13 protein-coding genes and 1 pseudogene are annotated in these 17,846 nt (G+C 75.5%); 10 read left to right on the top strand and 4 right to left on the bottom strand.

Going from position 1 to position 17,846, the window contains the following annotated elements; all coding sequences use genetic code 11:
* Positions 1-94 precede the first annotated feature (94 nt).
* The 3 genes from HN013_RS17050 to HN013_RS17040 all read left to right on the top strand — a co-directional run bounded on the left by HN013_RS17050 (position 95) and on the right by HN013_RS17040 (position 3,969).
* Entirely contained in the window at positions 95-1,309 is a 1,215-nt protein-coding gene (locus HN013_RS17050) for an NADP-dependent malic enzyme (protein WP_171167030.1), read from the top strand.
* Between the two features lie 241 nt (positions 1,310-1,550).
* A complete protein-coding gene (locus HN013_RS17045) occupies positions 1,551-2,513 on the top strand; it encodes a zinc-binding dehydrogenase (protein ID WP_171167028.1) in 963 nt (320 codons plus the stop codon).
* A 7-nt stretch (positions 2,514-2,520) separates the two neighbouring features.
* Positions 2,521-3,969: a cellulase family glycosylhydrolase gene (locus HN013_RS17040; RefSeq protein WP_171167026.1), complete on the top strand. Its 1,449-nt coding sequence runs from the start codon at positions 2,521-2,523 to the stop codon at positions 3,967-3,969.
* Positions 3,970-4,521: 552 nt separating this feature from the next.
* Here the strand turns inward: HN013_RS17040 and HN013_RS17035 are convergent.
* The 3 genes from HN013_RS17035 to HN013_RS17025 form a co-directional block, all read right to left on the bottom strand.
* Positions 4,522-6,363, bottom strand: a complete 1,842-nt coding sequence (locus HN013_RS17035) for an acyl-CoA dehydrogenase (protein ID WP_171167024.1) — start codon at positions 6,361-6,363, stop codon at positions 4,522-4,524.
* Positions 6,364-6,474: 111 nt separating this feature from the next.
* On the bottom strand, positions 6,475-7,404 hold the full coding sequence (locus HN013_RS17030; protein ID WP_171167023.1) for a PadR family transcriptional regulator: 930 nt from the start codon (positions 7,402-7,404) through the stop codon (positions 6,475-6,477).
* Entirely contained in the window at positions 7,404-8,288 is an 885-nt protein-coding gene (locus tag HN013_RS17025; RefSeq protein WP_171167021.1) for a DUF4097 family beta strand repeat-containing protein, read from the bottom strand. The genes HN013_RS17030 and HN013_RS17025 overlap by 1 nt, the downstream gene beginning before the upstream one ends.
* A 179-nt stretch (positions 8,289-8,467) precedes the next feature.
* Here HN013_RS17025 and HN013_RS17020 point away from each other — a divergent pair, with 179 nt between their 5' ends.
* On the top strand, positions 8,468-9,316 hold the full coding sequence (locus tag HN013_RS17020; protein ID WP_171167019.1) for a hypothetical protein: 849 nt from the start codon (positions 8,468-8,470) through the stop codon (positions 9,314-9,316).
* Between the two features lie 54 nt (positions 9,317-9,370).
* Here HN013_RS17020 and HN013_RS17015 read toward each other — a convergent pair whose 3' ends face one another.
* Positions 9,371-9,550, bottom strand: a complete 180-nt coding sequence (locus HN013_RS17015) for a DUF6104 family protein (RefSeq protein WP_004937694.1) — start codon at positions 9,548-9,550, stop codon at positions 9,371-9,373.
* Between the two features lie 155 nt (positions 9,551-9,705).
* Here HN013_RS17015 and HN013_RS17010 point away from each other — a divergent pair, with 155 nt between their 5' ends.
* The 6 genes and pseudogenes from HN013_RS17010 to HN013_RS16985 all read left to right on the top strand — a co-directional run.
* On the top strand, positions 9,706-10,092 hold the full coding sequence (locus HN013_RS17010; RefSeq protein WP_171167017.1) for a CU044_2847 family protein: 387 nt from the start codon (positions 9,706-9,708) through the stop codon (positions 10,090-10,092).
* Positions 10,089-12,254, top strand: coding sequence for a trypsin-like peptidase domain-containing protein (locus HN013_RS17005; RefSeq protein ID WP_171167015.1), 2,166 nt, complete (start codon positions 10,089-10,091; stop codon positions 12,252-12,254). Before HN013_RS17010 ends, HN013_RS17005 begins: the two co-directional genes overlap by 4 nt.
* Positions 12,255-12,432: 178 nt before the next feature.
* The gene (locus HN013_RS17000) at positions 12,433-13,437 is read left to right on the top strand and encodes a MoxR family ATPase (protein WP_171167013.1); all 1,005 of its coding nucleotides are present in this window, start codon (positions 12,433-12,435) and stop codon (positions 13,435-13,437) included.
* 6 nt (positions 13,438-13,443) lie between these two features.
* Positions 13,444-16,683 carry an SAV_2336 N-terminal domain-related protein gene (locus HN013_RS16995; protein ID WP_171167011.1) on the top strand — a complete coding sequence of 1,080 codons (3,240 nt, stop codon included), beginning with the start codon at positions 13,444-13,446 and terminating at the stop codon, positions 16,681-16,683.
* A gap of 124 nt (positions 16,684-16,807) precedes the next feature.
* A complete protein-coding gene (locus tag HN013_RS16990; RefSeq protein ID WP_171167007.1) occupies positions 16,808-17,050 on the top strand; it encodes a hypothetical protein in 243 nt (80 codons plus the stop codon).
* Positions 17,047-17,846, top strand: a pseudogene (locus HN013_RS16985) (hypothetical protein); the annotation flags it as partial. The gene HN013_RS16990 and the pseudogene HN013_RS16985, both read left to right, overlap by 4 nt.

Raw genomic sequence — 17,846 nt, 5'->3', positions numbered from 1 at the left:
GCCACCGCCGGGGAAGCGGACACCACGCCCGACCGTCCCGCACTCCAGGGGCGGATATACCCTCGATGGAAATCTCGACAAAGGGGTCAAGAAAGTGGCAGCGGAGATCGTCAATCCTCGTAGCGGGAGCAGTGCCGAGGAGGGTGCTCGGGACGAGCCCTTCGATCCGGCCTTCGCGCTGCACCGGGGCGGCAAGATGGCCGTCCGGGCGACCGTTCCCGTGCGGGACGCGGACGACCTGTCCCTCGCCTACACACCGGGCGTCGCCAAGGTGTGCACCGCGATCGCGGAACAGCCGGAACTCGTCCACGACTACACCTGGAAGTCCCAGGTCGTCGCGGTCGTCACGGACGGCAGCGCCGTCCTCGGCCTGGGGGACATCGGGCCCGAGGCGTCCCTGCCCGTCATGGAGGGCAAGGCCATCCTCTTCAAGCAGTTCGGCGGGGTGGACGCGGTGCCGATCGCGCTCGACTGCCGGGAGGTGGACGACCTCGTCGAGACCGTCGCCCGGATGGCGCCGTCCTTCGGCGGGATCAACCTGGAGGACATCTCCGCCCCGCGCTGCTTCGACGTCGAGCGGCGCCTCCAGGAGCGGCTGGACATCCCGGTCTTCCACGACGACCAGCACGGCACCGCCGTCGTCACCCTCGCCGCCCTGCGCAACGCCGCCAAGCTGACCGGACGCACCCTCGGTGACCTGCGCGCCGTCGTGTCCGGCGCCGGGGCGGCCGGCGTCGCCATCGCCCGCATCCTGGTCGAGGCGGGCATCGGCGACGTCGCCGTGTGCGACCGCAAGGGCATCGTCTCCCGGGACCGCGAGGACCTGACGGACGTCAAGCGCGAGCTGGCCGGGTTCACCAACAAGGCGGGCGTCGTCGGGTCGCTGGAGTCCGCCCTGGACGGCGCCGACGTCTTCATCGGCGTCTCCGGTGGCACCGTTCCCGAGCGCGCCGTCGCCACGATGGCGCCCAACGCGCTGATCTTCGCGATGGCCAACCCGAACCCGGAGATCCACCCGGACGTCGCCCACCGGTACGCGGCCGTCGTCGCCACCGGGCGCAGCGACTACCCCAACCAGATCAACAACGTGCTGGCGTTCCCCGGGATCTTCGCGGGGGCGCTGCAGGTGCGCGCCTCGCGGATCACCGAGGGGATGAAGCTGGCCGCGGCCGAGGCGTTGGCCGCGGTGGTGGCGGATGAGCTGAGTGCGGACCGGGTGATTCCGTCGCCGTTCGACGAGCGGGTCGCTCCTGCGGTGACCGCCGCTGTTGCGGCTGCGGCGCGGGCGGATGGGGTTGCGCGGCGGTAGGGCTTGCGGCGGGGGCCGGGGGGTGTGCCCCGGCCCTCCCACCAGAGGGGGCACCCCCAACGGGCTGAAGTCAGCCCGTCCGGCGCTTGAGGACAAGCGGCGAAGCCGCTTTCGCAGGGGTGCGGGGCGCTCCCCGCAGAAACGGAGAAAGGGCGGGACCGGGGCACCCCCTCCGTGACGCGAGCCGAGTCACACCGCGCCCCCGTTCCCCGGACCCCCGTCCCCCCGCTAGGTTCGCCTCATGTTCGCCGCCTATGCCGCACGCATCGACCGGGACCAGCCACTGAACGGGCTTGAGTTGGGCGAACGCCCCGAGCCCGGGGACAGGCCCGGATGGACGACCGTCACTGTCAAGGCCGCTTCCCTCAACCACCACGACCTGTGGACGCTGCGCGGGGTGGGGATCAGCGAGAAGGCGCTGCCGATGATCCTGGGCTGCGACGCCGCGGGCCTGGACGAGGAGGGCAACGAGGTCGTCGTCCACTCCGTCATCGGGCAGACGGGCCACGGGGTCGCGCCCGACGAGCCGCGCTCGCTGCTCACCGAGCGCTATCAGGGCACGTTCGCGGAACGGGTCACGGTGCCCACGTGGAACCTGCTGCCGAAGCCGAAGGAGCTGTCCTTCGAAGAGGCCACCTGCCTGCCGACCGCCTGGCTGACCGCCTACCGGATGCTGTTCACCAACGCGGGGGTACGCCCCGGACAGAGCGTCCTGGTCCAGGGGGCGGGCGGCGGGGTGGCCACGGCGGCGATCGTGCTGGGCGCGGCCGCCGGGCTGCGGGTCTTCGCGACGAGCCGGGACGAGGCGAAGCGGCGGCGCGCCGTGGAGCTGGGCGCGGAGGACGCGTTCGAGCCGGGCGCGCGGCTGCCGCACCGGGTGGACGCGGTCATCGAGACGGTGGGCGCCGCGACCTGGTCGCACTCGGTCAAGTCCCTCAAGCCGGGCGGCACGCTCGTCATCTCCGGCGCCACGAGCGGGCCGAACCCGCCGGCCGCGGAGCTGACCCGGGTCTTCTTCCTGGAGCTCAAGATCGTCGGTTCGACCATGGGCAGCAAGGAGGAGCTGGCGGACCTGCTGGAGTTCTGCGCGGCCACCGGCGTCCGGCCGGTGATCGACTCCGTGCTGCCGCTGGACCGGGCGCGCGAGGGGCTCGAAAGGATGGCCGAGGGCGAGCTGTTCGGGAAGGTCGTCCTGACGGTATGACCGTCGGATGCGGACGAGACGCCTGCGCGGCACGTGGCCCGTCGTGGCCGCGGTGCTGGCGCTGCTGACACCTGTCGCACCACTCGTACCCCTGACCCCCGCCGCGGTCGCGGCACCGGCGGCCGCGCCGGGCGACGGCATCCCCCCGCTGACCGACGACAGCGGGCGGACCCTCACCCTGCGCGGCTGGAACCTCGCCGACAAGGAGCACCGCGGCGACCGGGCCCTGGAGGACATCACCGAGCGCCACCTCCGGGACCTGTCGGCCCGGGGCTTCGACTTCGCCCGGCTCGCGGTGTTCTGGGACGACCTGGAACCCCGGCCCGGCCGGTACAGCGAGCGCTATCTGCGGAAGATCGAACGGATCCTGGACTGGGCGGCCCGGTACCGCGTCCGGGTCGTGATCGACGCCCACCAGGACGTCTACGGGCCCGCGTTCGGCGGCCACCGGGGCATCCCCGAGTGGGCCACCCGCACCGACGGACTGCCGTACCGGCCGCACCCGGACGACTGGTTCGCCGAGTACTTCGAGCCCGGCGTGCAGGCCGCCTTCGAGCACCTCTACGAGGACGCGGACCTCCGGCGGGCCCAGCAGCGGATGTGGCGGGTGCTCGCCGGCCGGCTGGCCGGCCACCCCGCCGTGTACGGCTACGACCTGATCAACGAGCCGATGGGACGGCTGCGCCCGGGCGAGGACCTGCCGACGGCCGCCCGGCGCGTGGAGGCCACTCAGGTCACGGCCATGTACAACCGCCTCGTCGCGGCGATCCGCACGGTCGACCGCAGGCACCGGATCTTCGTCGAGCCCACCCCCGTCGTCGGCGAGGGCGTCCCGACCGCCCTCGGCCGGATCGAGGACCCGGCCGGCCGGATCGTCTACGCGCCGCACTTCTACGAGACCTCCATGGAGACCGGCGCCGACTACGACCCGGCGGCCCGCTGGATCGAGCGCTACGAGGCGGCCGTCGTCCACTACCCGCGCGAGCGGCGGATCCCGGTCGTGGTCGGCGAGTGGGGTCCGCCCGACAGCACCCTGCCGAACATGGGCCGCTACTACGCGGACGCGCTCGCCTCCCTGGACCGGTACGGCTCCGGCTGGGCGGGCTGGACCTGGTGCTACGGCGGCGGCTACTGCGCCCTCGACCGCGAGGGCCGCTTCCAGCGGCACAAGGAGGGCACGGCCCGGCCGTACGCGCCGGCCGTGGCGGGCGACGTACGGAACGCGTCGTACGACCCCCGGGACGGCGGCTACCGGCTGTCCTACACGGCCTCGGCGGCGGGCGGCGGCAGGACCGAGCTGACGCTGCCCCCGTCGCCGCGCGGCTGGCGCGTCACGGTCTCCGGACCGGCCCGGCCGGACACGACGCGCGTCCGCCCGGACGAGCGGGGGCGGATCACGGTGCGCGCCCGGCCCGGCGCCGTGGTCGAGGTGGTGGCACGACAGGGCGAACCCTGAGGCGCGAGCGCGGATCCCCTACGGGCGGACCCCGGCGCGGCCCCGAGGACTCCGGGGCCGCGTCCCGTCCGGGTGTACGACGATCACGGGGCGGACGGGCAGGGTCTTGGTCACGGCCGCCTCGCGGCGGCGGTGTCCCTGTGACCCCCGCGACGCGAGAGGGCGACTGGCAGCCCTGGGACGCCGCAGCCCATCGGAGGCAGCCTTGAGGAACCTGGGCCACCCCCGCGCCCAACCGACGTTCCACTGGGCCAAGTTGTGCGTCGACCGGTGCGCGCCGCCATCTCGCCGCGCCACCACCACGACCCGGTGACCGACACGGTCCGGGTGAGAATCGTCGGCACGTCGCTGTTCGGTCGTACCTCCGGCTCCGCCGGGCCTCCGAGGTCACGGTGGTGGCGATCGCCGTCATGGTCGCGCTGCCCGGCTCTTCCCGGCACGGCAGACGGCCGGACAGGCCGCCCGCGGCCCGCTGTTGCGCGTCGTCGTCGCGAAGGCGAACGGCCGCCCGGTTCGCCCGCGTTCGCGGGCCGGAAGGGCTGAGCGCCGCCGCTAGCCACCCACCGCCGTCCGCCCCGTCAGCATCGGCAGGGACGCCAGGTGCTCCTCCGGGACGTCGAAGGCCTCCGTGAGGACGGACAGGTGGGGTGCGAGCCGCGCGGTGAGCCGGGCCGTGGCCTCCGGCAACGCGCGGACCTGGCCGTCGGTGAGGGCCCGCTCGGCGAGGAGGAGTCCGGCGCGCGGGCCCACCTGCCTCAGCAGGAACAGTGCGCACAGATCGTCCAGTACGGACCGGGTGCCGGGGTCGGTCACACGGGCACGGACCGCCGTGAACGCGTCGGCGGCGAGACCCACGGCGTGGGTCTCGACCAGGTTCAGGGCGGCGTCGGAGGCGTTGTTCCAGCGGGCGAACGCGTCCTCGCGCCGGGTGCCGGTGCCGCGCAGGTCGCGGCGGGCGGCCAGGTGCCAGTGGCGTTCCGCCGCGGCCAGCGCGCGGCGCAGGAAGTCCGGGTCCGCCGGGTCCTCCGCGCCGGTGGCCTCCACGGCCCGCGGCGCCGGCTCCCGACCGAAGATCATTTCGGCACCGGCCTTGCACCAGACCGCCAGGTTGTCGCCCTCGGCGGTGATCGCGCCCTCCGCGTTGGCGGGGTACTCCGCGAGCCCGTTCACCGGGAACAGCGCCCGCGCGCCGCAGCGTTCGCGGCACTCGACGGTGATGTCCCGGGCCTGCCAGGTGACCCAGCCCTTGACCACGGCCACCAGGCGCTCGTCCTCCGCGCGGTCGGCGGGTGACGCGGCGGCGGGCGCGGCGTCGGCCCACCGCGCGGTGGCGTACCGGTGGAGGAACGTCATCGCGTAGGCAGTTGCCACGCGTTCGAGCAGCCGGGCGTGGTGGCTGCGGTGCGCGACCAGCGGGACGGGGCGTCCGCCGGGGCCGGAGACGTGCCGCAGGTGGCCATAGCGGGTCGCGATCGCGAGCGCGGCCCGGGAGCCGCCCAGGGTGCTCGCGCTCATGCACAGCTTGCCCGTCGTCACCCGGCCGATGGCGTGCAGGAAGCGCTTGCGGGTGCTGCCGACGGCACTGGTGAACGTACCGTCCGGCGACAGCCGTCCGTGCGCCCCCTGGAGCAGCGCGGTGCGGGGCAGGCGCACATGGTCGAAGGCGGTCACGCAGTGGTCGACCGGGCTGCCGACGCGCTCCGGCAGTGGCTCCACGGTGATGCCCGGCAGGGGCCGTCCGTGGTGGTCGGTGAGCGGCGTGAGGAAGAGGAAGGCGCCCTCGTCGCGGTCCCCGACGAGCAGCCGGGCCGCGACGACGGCCGTCTTGGCGCCGCCCGCAGGACTGGTGTTGGGCATGTACTTGCGCGCGCCCGGGTTCGGGGTGTGCAGGACGAACGCGTCGTGCTCGCGGTCGTACCGGGCGACGGTCTCCAGCGCGGCGGCGTCGTTGCCGTGCGCGTCCTCGGTGCACAGGAAGGTGCCCGTGCGGGCGAGGGACGTGAAAGCGCCCAGGTCGCGGGGCGGCGAGGCCTCGTCGTCGAGCAGGCTGCCGAGGAACAGGTTGTAGTGGATCCCGGCCACGGTCGCCGTCGCCCCGTCCACGACCGAGGCCCACTCGTGCAGCGAGGCGAGGGCGCGCGGGTCGCTCGCCAGGTTCTCGGCGGGTACGGGCAGTTCGTCGTTCAGCGCCCGCAGCCGCCGGTAGGCCAGCCGCCACCGCTCCTCGGCCGGCGCGTCGCCGGGGTGGCGGAACAGGTCGGCCGAGACGGCCTTGCGCCAGTGCGCGTGGAGGTCCGTGTCGGAGGGGCCGTCCAGGAAGAGGAGTTCGGTCAGACGGGCCCGGTCCGGGACGGGGGTGGGGTTGGGGGAGGGTGAGGCGGCGTTGATCGTCATATCGGATTCATCGACTGGGCGGGCCGGAGGAAACGGCCTTCGTCCTGCCGATGCTGATCATTCTGGGGTGACCTCGTGCACCCGCCGCCGCCTCACATCATGACCCGGGCGTCACTTCCGCAGCACCGAACCCACCCGTACCACCGCCTCGGCCAAGTGCGCACGGCACTCCGCCAGTTGGTCCGCGGTCACGCCGTGGTCCCGTGCCGCGTCGCGGATCTCGTCGCGGAAGCGGTCCAGGAGGCGGTCCAGGTCACGGGCCGGGTCCGTGGAGCGGGTGTCGTCCGCCGACGCCCACTCGGGAGCGTCCGCGCGGTCGACGCGCACCGAAGGGCCGGGCTCGCGCGGGCCGCCGCCCGCCAGGGTGCCGAGTTCCTTGGCGAGGGCGCTGACGCCCTCCATAAGACCGGTCGGCCAGTCGCCGCGCCGCGCGTGCTCGCGGACCTGCTCCTGGACGCGCTCCGTGATGCGCAGCATCTCGTCCCGCGTGTGCTCCTGCGCCCGGCGCGCCTGGTGGCGGGCCTGCTGGGCCTCCTCGCGGGCGCGGCGGCTCTCTTCCTTTGCTCGGCGCGCCTGCTCCTTCCACTCCTCCTTGACCCGGCGCAACTCCTCCTTCATGCCCGTGAGGGGGTCGCCGGCGCCGGTGCCGTCCGACCGGAGCCGGCCCGCCGCCTCGCGCATCTCGCGGCGGAGCGCCCCGGCCGCGCCGCGGACGTCCTCGCGGATGTCGTCGGCGAGGGCGGTGACGGAGTCCTGGATCTCGCGCTCCAGCGCCTCCAGTTCGTCCTGGCGGCCGGTGAGTTCGGCGCGGCCCGCGTCGGTGATCGCGTAGACCTTGCGGCCGCCCTCGGTGGTGTGGCTGACCAGGCCCTCGGCCTCCAGTTTGGCGAGCCTGGGGTAGACGGTGCCGGCGGACGGGGCGTAGAGGCCCTGGAAGCGCTCCTCCAGCAGCCGGATGATCTCGTAGCCGTGGCGCGGCGCCTCGTCGAGCAGCTTGAGCAGGTAGAGGCGCAGGCGGCCGTGGGCGAAGACGGGGGGCATCAGAGGGCCTTTCCCTGGGCGGGCGCGTCGGAGCCGTCCGCGGCCGGCGGCCGGTGCAGCAGGGCGACCGCGCCCGAGACGGAGGTGACCTTGATCCGGCTGCCGTCGGGGGTGCCGAGCTCGCCGTTGATGTGCTTGCCGGCCCACTGGCCGCCGACGCGCAGTTCGTGGAAGGCGCAGGAGACGGCGCCGGTCGCGGTGGCGGCCTCCACCACGGCGTCCACCGGCCGGGGCAGCCGCAGGGCGACGTCGCCGGAGACGGTGGTGAGGTCGAGGGTGAAGGTCCGGCTGTCGGTGCCGGTGCCGGCGCCGTCGGGTTCGGCGCGGTCGATGACCATGCTGCCGTTGACGGACTCGGCCTTGACCGTCCCGCTCCGGTTCTCGACGAGGGTGAGGTCGCCGGAGACGGAGTTGAAGCGGAGCGTCCCGGTGAGCGACTGGGCCTCCAGGCCGCCCGAGACGCTCTCGGCGCGGACCGGCCCGGTGAGGCCGACGAGGGTGGTGTCGCCGGTGACGCCGCGGACGTCCGTGGCCCCGGAGACGCCGGAGACGACTGCCGAGGCGCCGACCACCCCGACCTTGACGCGGGTGTCGGCCGGGACGGCGAGCGTCACGGTGGCGCTGCGCTGCCAGCCCTTGCCGTCCAGCCAATTGAGGAAGCCCTTCCAGGGCAGGTCCTCATAGCCGACCGTGAGGGTGCCACCTTTGAGGGTGACGACGAGCGGCGGCCCGGAGACCGCCGACAGCTCCAGCCGGGCGGGTCCCGCGTCGGTGCCGACGACGTTGACGGTGCCGTTGACCAGGCGCACGTCCAGGGCCGTGACCGGCTCGTCGAAGGTCAGATTCTGCGGTGCGGTCAGCGACCACTCCGATGGTGTCGACATCCTGGGCCTCCTGTGGCGTGTGTGCCGGTGCGGGCGGACGCGAGAGGTGCGGCCGCCGCGGGGTGCCGCGCGGCTGCCGCGAGACACACAACATATCGCGTCTTATCGCGTCTGACAGTGAACACGATATATCGCGGATCGTGGAAGTCAAGGCCGACCGCTTGGCATAGCGTTGACGCATGTCCGCTACTGATCCCGCCACTGATCACATCCCGGCCGCGGGACTCCTGCTGCTCTGCCGGGCCGCGCCCGACCGCGTACGACCCGCCGCGCAGCTCCTGCGGCGGCCGATGCTGCTGGCCCCGGCGGGCGAGGGGTGGAGCGTCCTGGTGCCCGCGGAGGAGTCCTGGCGCGAGGCCGGCACCCACCTCGCCGCGGTCGCGGCGGACTGGGCGCACGCGCTGACCGTGGCCGAGAGCTGGCCGGTGGTCGGGCTGTGGTGGGACGAGGACGGCGCGGGGTTCGTGGTGGCGGCGGGCTTCCGCCGCACGGTGGGCCACACCTGGCTCGCGGACGGCACCCCGCTCGGCGAGGAGGAGGCGCTGACCGCCCTCCGGACCCGGCTCGGCCTCGACCCCGTGCTCGACGGGGCGGCGTTCGACCGGCTGACGCAGCCGGATGCGGAGGCCGACGGGGCCGCCCGCGTCCTGGGCCTGGCGGCGGTGCTGGCCCGGGCGGGGCTCCAGCTCGGCCCCGGTCTCGTCCCCGGCCTGGCCGCCGGCCGGCTCTGCGAAGCGGCCGGTCTGCTGCCGGACGCCGAGCCCGTGGACTGGCCGGGCTGGCGGGCCGCGGTCTGCGGGGGGCTCGACGCGGCGGAGCACGGCGTGCTCGGCGCCTGGACCCGCGGCCCCCGCGCCCGTGCCCTCGGCACCGCCGAACTCGCCGCGGGCGTCGCCCTGCTGGCCTGGTCCCGGGGCGGCGCGCGGCGCGGGTGGCGGGCGGCCGGGGCGGCGCTGGTCGCGGACGGCGCGCTGACCCTGCTGTACGACCGGTGGCGGGCGGGGCGGGACGCGGGCCAGGGGGTGTGAGGCCGCGCCCGAGCCCCGCGACCCGCTCGTTGTTCGTCGTCCTCGTCTACTCGTCTACTCGTCGTCCTCGTCGTCCAGGCGCGCCAGCCACGTCGCCAGTCGCTCCACCGGCACCTCGAAGTCCGGGTTGAGGTCCACGAAGGTGCGCAGCTGTTCGGCGACCCAGCCGAGGGTGACCTCCTCCTCGCCCCGTCGGTTCTCCAGCTCCTCGATGCCGCGGTCGGTGAAGTACAACGCTCTCTCCGTCAACAGGGGTCAGGGATCGTCCCCAGGATAGGCGGGGTCCCCAGGCCCCGGGAGCCAGCGTTGGCCACGGCCTCTCGCGCCCGTCACGTCCGAGGACTAGCCTGCTGCATCATCGCGGCAACGGCGCGACGACGGGGGGAAACGTGACGGACGGGATCACCCAGGTGCGGCTCGACGACGGCACGGTCGTCTGGGCCAGGATCAGCGAGGCGCAGGAGCTCCGCGGCGGACCCCGCGGCGGTTACCAGGACTCCACGGGCGCGCGCCGCGTGGCCCGGCTGGCGAGCGGGCTCGCCGACACCGTGCGGGGCGTCGTCGACTCGCTCCGCATGGGCGTCGCGGCGGCGCGGCCGCAGGAGGTGCAGGTGCAGTTCGGCATCGAACTGTCCGCCCAGTCGGGCCAGGTGATCAGCCTGATCACCGACGCGGGCGGCAAGGCGTCGATCAATGTGACGCTCACCTGGAAGGAGAGCGGGCCGGGCGGCCTCGGCCCCGACCCCGGAACGCCGACGACCCCCAGCACTCCTTGAACCCCCACGAAGCCACCGTGCACCGGTCCGTCGTCCGCATCTCCGCGTCCGGCGGCGCGCCCGAAGGTGCCGGACCGGAAGGCGAGGACGACGGGTTCTGGGGCACGGGGTTCTACATCGCCCCCGGCTGGGTCCTGACCTGCGCCCACGTGGTGGGGAACGGAGGCCGCGGCGTCCTGGACGGCACCACCACCCTCGACGTCACGGACAGCGGCGAGCGCGTCCACGCGGGCAAGGTCGTCTTCGCGCTGCCGCGCCCGGACGACCCCGACGACCCGCCGCAGCGCTGGCCGCTGCCCGACCTCGCCCTGATCGAGGTCGCGGACGCGCGCGACGCCGAATGCCTCTGGATCAGCGACCGTTCGGCGATCGTCCCGGCCCCCGTCGCCGTGTACGGCTGGTCGCGCGAGACCGGCGAGCTGGGCTGGCGCTACGGCACCGGCACCGCCACCGGCGGGGACGGCGGCGGCAAGGCGATGCTGCTGCGCGGCGAGATCCCCGTGGAGGGCTGCTCCGGAGGGCCCGTGCTGGACACCGGCCGGGGCGCGGTCATCGGGGTGAGCAAGGGGCGCGGCGAGCGGAACGGGCTCGCGGTGCCGGTCACGGCGCTGCGCCGGATCGCCAACGACCGCCCGGGGCGCGACCGGCTGCAGTCCGTCCTCCGCGCCCACGACCGCTACCACCTGCGCCACTACCGCGCCGTCGGCACCGGCCGCAGCTGGACCGGCATCCAGAAGACACTGCGGCCGACGGCCGACGGCTTCACCCCGGTGCTGCGCACCCAGCTGTTCGCCCGGCTCGCCGAACTGACCCAGCCCGGCACGCCCGGTGAGGTGATGGCCCTGGTCGACCAGGCGAAGAGCCGGGTGATCCAGGACCCGTACCAGCCGGGCGTCGAGCACGACCCGCGCACCTGGCGGGAGGGCGTCGGCCTGCTGTACGACCTGCGGGACGGCACCGAGGGCCGCGCCGACCGCGCGGACTGGCCGGGCGGCGGGACGGGCCCCGGGCGGGACCTGGAGCTGGAGGCCGTCCTGCTCTACACCGCGTGGGTCGCCGCGTCCGTCAGCCGGCTCGCCGACCCCGCCGACGTCAAACCGCTGAACGACCTGGCCGGCTGGCTGACCACCCAGGCGGACGCCCTGCAGGACGTGATCCGCAAGGAGGTCCACCGCATCCTGCACGGCCGCTCCGCCCCCGACCCGGAGCGGCCCGTGCCGGCCGAGGGGGTCGACCTGGTCAAGGGCCGTCCGGGGCCGGTGGAGCCGCCCGAGGAGACCGAAGTCCACGCCCGGGCCGACGTCCTCGTGGAGGTCGACGGCCTGATGTACGGCGACCGCTACCCGTGGCGCGTCAAACTGCTTGGCCAGGACGACCGGATCACCCCGCTCTACGACGACGCCCACGGCGCCCGCCGGGCGGCCCTGAGCGAGGCGCTGCGCGAACCGATAGCCGAGGCGCTGCGCCAGGGCGACGTGGGGGAGCACCTGGCGGCGCTCCAACTCATCCTGCCGCGCGAGCTGTTCGACGAACCGGTGGCCTCCTGGCGGCTCGTCCCGCCCGGCACGGACGACGACGGCCTCGACCCGCACACCATGCCGCTCGGACAGCGCCGCGTCGTGGTCGTCCGGGACCGGCGGCGCCGGGACGGGCGCGACTTCCCCGAGTGGCAGCGGCGGTGGAACGGCTGCGCGGCCGGGCCGATGACCGCCGTGCCGCTGCGCAAGGAGGTGCCCGTCGCCGGACACGGCGCGCGCCGGCCGGAGAGCAAGCACGCCGCGTACGCCCGGCTCTCGGACGCGGACCCGGCCGCCGTGCCCGTCTACTGCGGTCCCGTCTCGCACGGCGCGGGAGCCACGGCCCTGGACGCCGCGCTCGCCGCCGGGCACGCGGTGGTGATCTGGCGGGGATGCGCCGGGGAGCACACCGATTGCGTCGAATTCCACGAGCAGGTCGCCCGACTGGTGTGCGAGGCGCACACGCCCGAGGGACTCCACCGCCGGCTGCGCAACCTCCGCATCCGCTGCGCCGATCCGGAGGCACCGGACGAGGACGCCCGGTGGGCGCGGTCCATCGCACTGCTCCTGGATCCGCCGGAGCACCCGCCGCCGTCCGGTCCGCCGCTGTCGGCGCCGGGTATGCGCCCGGGAGACGGTCCATGAGGGTGTTCCGGCGGGCTGACAGGGAAGTGTCAGGGAAAAGACGGAGCACGACGGAAAGGCTCGGCATGCCGCGCCCGGACCGGTACCGTCGTCCGGGGAGCGGAAGCGGCGACGGCGGACGCGTGGGGGCCCGGCCGGTGCAGGCCGGGGGAGCCACGCCGGCAACGAGGAGCCCGATGTGAACGATTGGCGCATCTACCGGGGAGCCGGCCTGCCGCACGACGGCGTGCGGCGATTGCCGCCGCCACCCCCGTGGCGCGACTTCGCAGCGGCCGGGCCCGACACCGGTGCCGGCACCGATCCGAGCGCGGCCCGTCGGCTGGGGGTGCAGCGCCGTCTGGTGGAGAACCACCACCCGCGGCCCGAGGAGGTCGAGGCGGTCAACGCCGCGCTGTACCTGCGCCGTCCGCTGCTGGTGACGGGGACGCCCGGAACCGGGAAGTCCACTCTTGCCCACGCCGTGGCCTACGAGCTCAAGCTGGGGCGGGTGCTGCGCTGGCCGATCGTCAGCCGCTCCACCCTGCGGGACGGCCTCTACCACTACGACGCCATCGCCCGGCTCCAGGACGTCCAGCTGGAGCGGGCCGGGGCGGACGTCGGCGAGCGCCACTCGATCGGCTCCTACCTCCGGCTGGGCCCGCTCGGCACCGCCCTGCTCCCCGCGGAACAGCCCCGGGTGCTGCTCATCGACGAGCTGGACAAGAGCGATCTCGACCTGCCCAACGACCTGTTGAACGTGCTGGAGGAGGGCGAGTTCCGGATCCACGAGCTGGAGCGGATCGCCGAGCGCGAGCCCGAGGTCGAGGTGGGCACGGACGACGGCGGCCGGGCCGTGATCCGCGACGGCCGGGTCCGCTGCACCACCTTCCCGCTCATCGTCCTCACCTCCAACGGCGAACGCGACTTTCCCGCCGCCCTGTTGCGCCGCTGTATCCAGCTCGACCTCGAACCGCCCGGTGAGGAGCAGCTGACCGCGATGGTCCGGGCGCACCTGGGGGACGACGCCGTCACGGACGGCGACGAGCTCATCCAGCGCTTCCTGCGGCGCGAGCCGGGCGAGGTCGTCGCCGCCGACCAGCTGCTCAACGCCCTGTTCCTCACCCAGCACGCCCCCAGCACGGAACGCGTCACACGCGAACGGCTCGCCGACATGCTGATGCAGCCGCTGGACCGCCCGAGGTGATGAGCGATGACGGCGCCCCCCGAGCCGTGGTTGGAAGAACTGGTCGGCAGGCTGCGGGCCGGTGCCGGCGACTTCACCGCGGAGGAGATAGCCGACGCGGTCTGGCTGGCCGGCCGGATGACCCCGGACCCCGGGGCGCGGACCCCGCCCGGGGACGGAACCGAGCGGCCGGCGGACGGTGAGGGCGCCGGCGGCGCCCTCGACGGCCGGACCACCGGGGCTCCGGCCGCGGACCACGACCGGGACACGCGCACGGCCCGCAGGCCGTCGGCGGGCGGCGGGGAGCCGGCCCCCGAGGGCTCTGTGGCCGTGCACACCGGTGTCCGAGGGACGGGGGAGACCGGCCGGAGCGGCACGGGCGACGGTGGCCGGGGCGTGGAACGCGTCTTCCCCGTCCGGGTGCCCAGTGCCGCGTCCCTGCCCGGCCTCCTGGACCTCCAGCGCGCCCTGCGCCCGCTGCGCGGCTACCGGTCGCTGGCCGCGCCCGCCCGCGGGCCGCTGGACGAGGACGCCACCGCCGACCGCGCCGCGCGCACCGGCGTCGTGCACCCCGCATACCACCGGGGCGAACGGCAGGCGGCGGCGATGCAGCTGCTGATGGACACCTCGTCCTCCATGGTCGTCTGGGAGCGGATGCTGGACGAACTCGAACAGATCTGCTCGCAGTTGGGCGTCTTCCGGGACGTCCGGGTGCGCTATCTGCACCGTGCCACGGACGGCACGCCGTTGATCGCCACCTCGGCGGCCGGCGGTTCCGCCGACCCGTCCCGTCAACGACCGCGCACCGCCGATCAGTTCCTCGACCCCTCGGGCCGCCGCCTCACCCTGGTCATCAGTGACTGCGTGGGCCCCCTGTGGCAGGAGGGGCAGGCCCAGCGGCTGCTGCACCGCTGGTCGGCGACCGCCCCGCTCGCCGTCGTCCAGCCGTTGCCACCCCGGCTGTGGCCGCGCACCGCGCTGCCCGCCGAGGCCGGGACGCTGACCCGCGACCCGATGTCCGGCGGACGGCTGGGCTTCGAACCCGACGCCTTCGGACGCCCGCCCGGCCCCGGCGCCCTCCCCGTGCCCGTCCTGCTGCCCGTCCGCGAGGCGCTGGGCGCCTGGGCCAAGCTGCTGTCCGGGCACGGGCGCACCTCCGTGCACGGCGCGGCCGGCTGGGTACTGCCCAGGCACCCGCCCCTCACACCGCCCGCCGGCGGCGGGCCGGGGGCCGACGCCCCGACCGCCGCCGCGCGGCTGCTGGCGTTCCGCGCGACGGCCTCGCCCGGCGCCCTGCGGCTCGCGGTGCACCTCGCGGCCGTCCCGCTGGCGCTGCCCGTGATGCAGCTGGTCCAACGGGCGATGCTGCCCGACACCGGGCCCATGGAGCTGGCCGAGGTGCTGCTCGGCGGGCTGCTCTGGCGGGTGCCCGCCCCGGCGGGGGCCGACGCCGGGACCGGGCCCTGGTACGAGTTCGCCGACGGCGTCCGCGAACTACTGCTCCAGTCGCTCGGCGTGGGCGAGGCCACCCTCGTCCTCAAGCACTGCTCCGAGTACGTGGAACGGCACTTCGGCAGGAGCGCCCGCAACTTCTCCGCGCTCGCGGTCGCGCGGCTCTCCGGCCGCCCGCTGCCCGACAGCGGCACCGACGCCCCGGACGGGGCCGATCCCGCCCCGGAGCCCGAGCTGTTCGCCCAGGTCCCGGCCCGGGTCGTGCGCTGGTACCGGCCGACGCCGCCGGAGACCGGGCCGGTCGGCGAGGCCGAGGGGCTGCTGCGGCTCTGGCACGACCAGGGCGACCCCGCCCTCCTGCGCGAGGCGCGCGAACTCGTCGCCCCCCTGGCCGCGGGACCGCTCACCGGCGACGGCCGCGACGAGGGGGTACGGGCCCGGCTCGTGCTCGGCGGCGTCCTACGGGCCCTGGCCGGCACGGAGTCCGTCCGCGACGACCCGGCCGGCCGGCGCGGACTGCTGGACCGGGCCGTCGTACTGCTCACCGAGGCCCACGCGCACACGGCCCCCGGCACCCCGCCGCACACCGCGTCCGGCCTCGAACTGGCCGCCGCGCACTGGGCCCGCTGGCGGACCGACGCCGACCGCGCAGGACTCCTCGCCGCCGAGACGACCCTGCGCGGCCTGCCCGCCGGGACCGACCGGCGGCTGCGCCTGGGCCGGGTCCTCCTGGCACTCGCCGAGTCCGGGACGGAGTCCCGGATCCCGCGCGCCGCCGAGGCCGCCGTCGAACTCCGCGCCGCCTGCGAGCTGCTGGAGGCCGAGGACGCGCCGGACGGGCGGCGCTGCGCCGCCCTCCTCGACCTCGGCCGGGCCCTGCGGCTGGCCGGCGAGCCCGCCGACGCCGCGCTCTCCGTCCTCGCCCGTGCCGAGGAGGCCGCCGCGGACGGGCTCCAGTCGCTGTACGCACGCGTCGAACAGGCCCGGGTGCACTCCGACGTGGCCGACTGGCCCCGGGCGGACGAGGCGTACACGGCCGCCGTCGCGCTGACCGGCCGGGACAGCCCGCGGCGGTGCGATCTGCTCACGGAGTGGGGGGAGTTGCTTCTCGGGCGTGCGGAGGCGGGGGAGGCGGCGGGGATGGCTGAGGTTCCCGGGTCTGCCGGGCCGGTCGCGTCTGCGGGGTCCGCCGCGTCCGCCGGATCCGGTGGGCCGGCCGGATCCGTCGGTGCGGCTGGGGCGGGCGGGGCAACGGGAGCCACCAGGACAGCTGTTGACTCCCGGACGGTCACCCGCGCCGAGGCCGTCCTCCGCGAGGCGTACGCCGTGAGCCCCGGGCGCTCGCCGCGCCGCCCGCGCCTCCAACTGCTGCTGGGCCGGGCCCTGCTGCTGCGCTTCCGGCGGCTCGGTTTCCTGCCCGACCTGTACGAGAGCTGCCACCTGCTGGAGCAGTCCGCCCGCCGGGCCCCCGAAGGGGCCACCCGGGCCGAGGCGTGGCTGGAGCTGGGCACGGCCCGGCTCGCCCTGCGGGAGCGCTCGCCCGGCGTGCCGCTGGCGGACGCGGCCGACGCGTTCGCGGCGGCGGCCGAGGAGGCGCGCCGGACGTCCGGGGGCGAACCCGGTTCCGTCGTCGCCGCGCGCGCCTCGCACCGCTACGGCGAGGCCCTGGAGCGGATGGGGCTGTTCCGGCAGGCGCTGACCGCGTACCGGGCCGCGGCGGGGGAGTGGCGCGATCTCACCGCCCGGCTGGCGGACGTCTCCTGGGACGAGGTCCGGGCCACCCGGGAAAGTGTCGCCCGCCTTTCCGGCGGATGACCGTACCTGATCCGAACGGGTTTCCGGATTGCGGTGCCCGGGAAGAACCGAGCAGCCGCGAGGGGGCCGTCAACCGGAAGTCCGGCGGGAGCCGCGGCAGGACCGCGGCGGGGAGGAGCAGAGGGTGCCCAAGCACAGGAACGCCGTTGCGTCGGGCCCTGCGGGCGGAGCGGGGGCAGCGCCGCCGCTGCCCGACCTCCGCGGCGTGGGTCTGCGCAGCCTGCGCGGGCTCCAGGATCCCGGCCTCGCGGCCGCGGTCGAGAGCACGCTCCGGCGCCCGGCCGAGCTGGAGGAGACCTGGTACTCCAGCGGTGCCCAGGGCGGCCGTTTAAGGGAGCCCGCGGGGGCCGGCGGGGCCCGCGCGTGACAGGCGGAGCGCCGGCCGGGGAGACCGGCGAGGGAGCGTCATCCGGCCAACCGCGCTGCCTCGCGCCCCCGCTCCCCCCGGACCCCGACGGCAGCGGCGGACGGCTGCCGCTCGCCGTCCGGCTCGTACCGCAGGCCGCGCTGGACCGGCTGGCCCGGACCAGGGCCACCGCCGATGACCTCGTGCTCCTGCTCGGCGCCCTGCACAGCAGACGCCTGGTGCTGCTCAAGTCCCTGCTGACCCGCCTGGAACGGCACCCCGGTGCCGTGCCCGCCCGTTCGCTGGAGCGCTTCGAGGCGCACTGGCGGCTGCTGGAGCGCGCGGAGCTACGGGACGCGCCGGCCGTCCGGGACACCCTCGACTACCCGTCCGTCGGCAACTGGCTGGCCCGCGCGCTGGCCGCGCCCGACGGCGCCCCGCTCGCCGGCGAGCTGGACCACTTCGGGGCCGTCGCCGCGGCGGCCGCGCTCCGCTCGGGAGCCGGGTTCACGGTCGAACTCGCCGCCCCCGCGGGCGGCCTGGCCCTCCCGGGCATCGGCCTGCTGACGACCGGTGACCGCGTCGTCCGGCTCACGGCCCGCGCCCGCACCGCCCGGCTGACCTCCGCGCGGGACGGCCACCGCACCGGCCCGGTGCTGCTGCGCGGCGCCCGCCGGGTCACCGGCGCCGGAACGGGGTGGCACGGCCTGCGCCGGCTCCCCGGCGGCGACGCCGTCCTGGACGACCTCGACCCCTACCGCGCCCCGGCCGGCGGCGTGGGCCGGGCCGCCCTGCCGCCCTCCGACCGCGCCGCGGG

The organism is Streptomyces sp. I05A-00742 (assembly GCF_013055795.1).
Taxonomy (GTDB): domain Bacteria; phylum Actinomycetota; class Actinomycetes; order Streptomycetales; family Streptomycetaceae; genus Streptomyces.
Note: the sequence above shows the minus strand (reverse complement) of the source record. Positions and strands in the feature narration are given on the sequence as shown.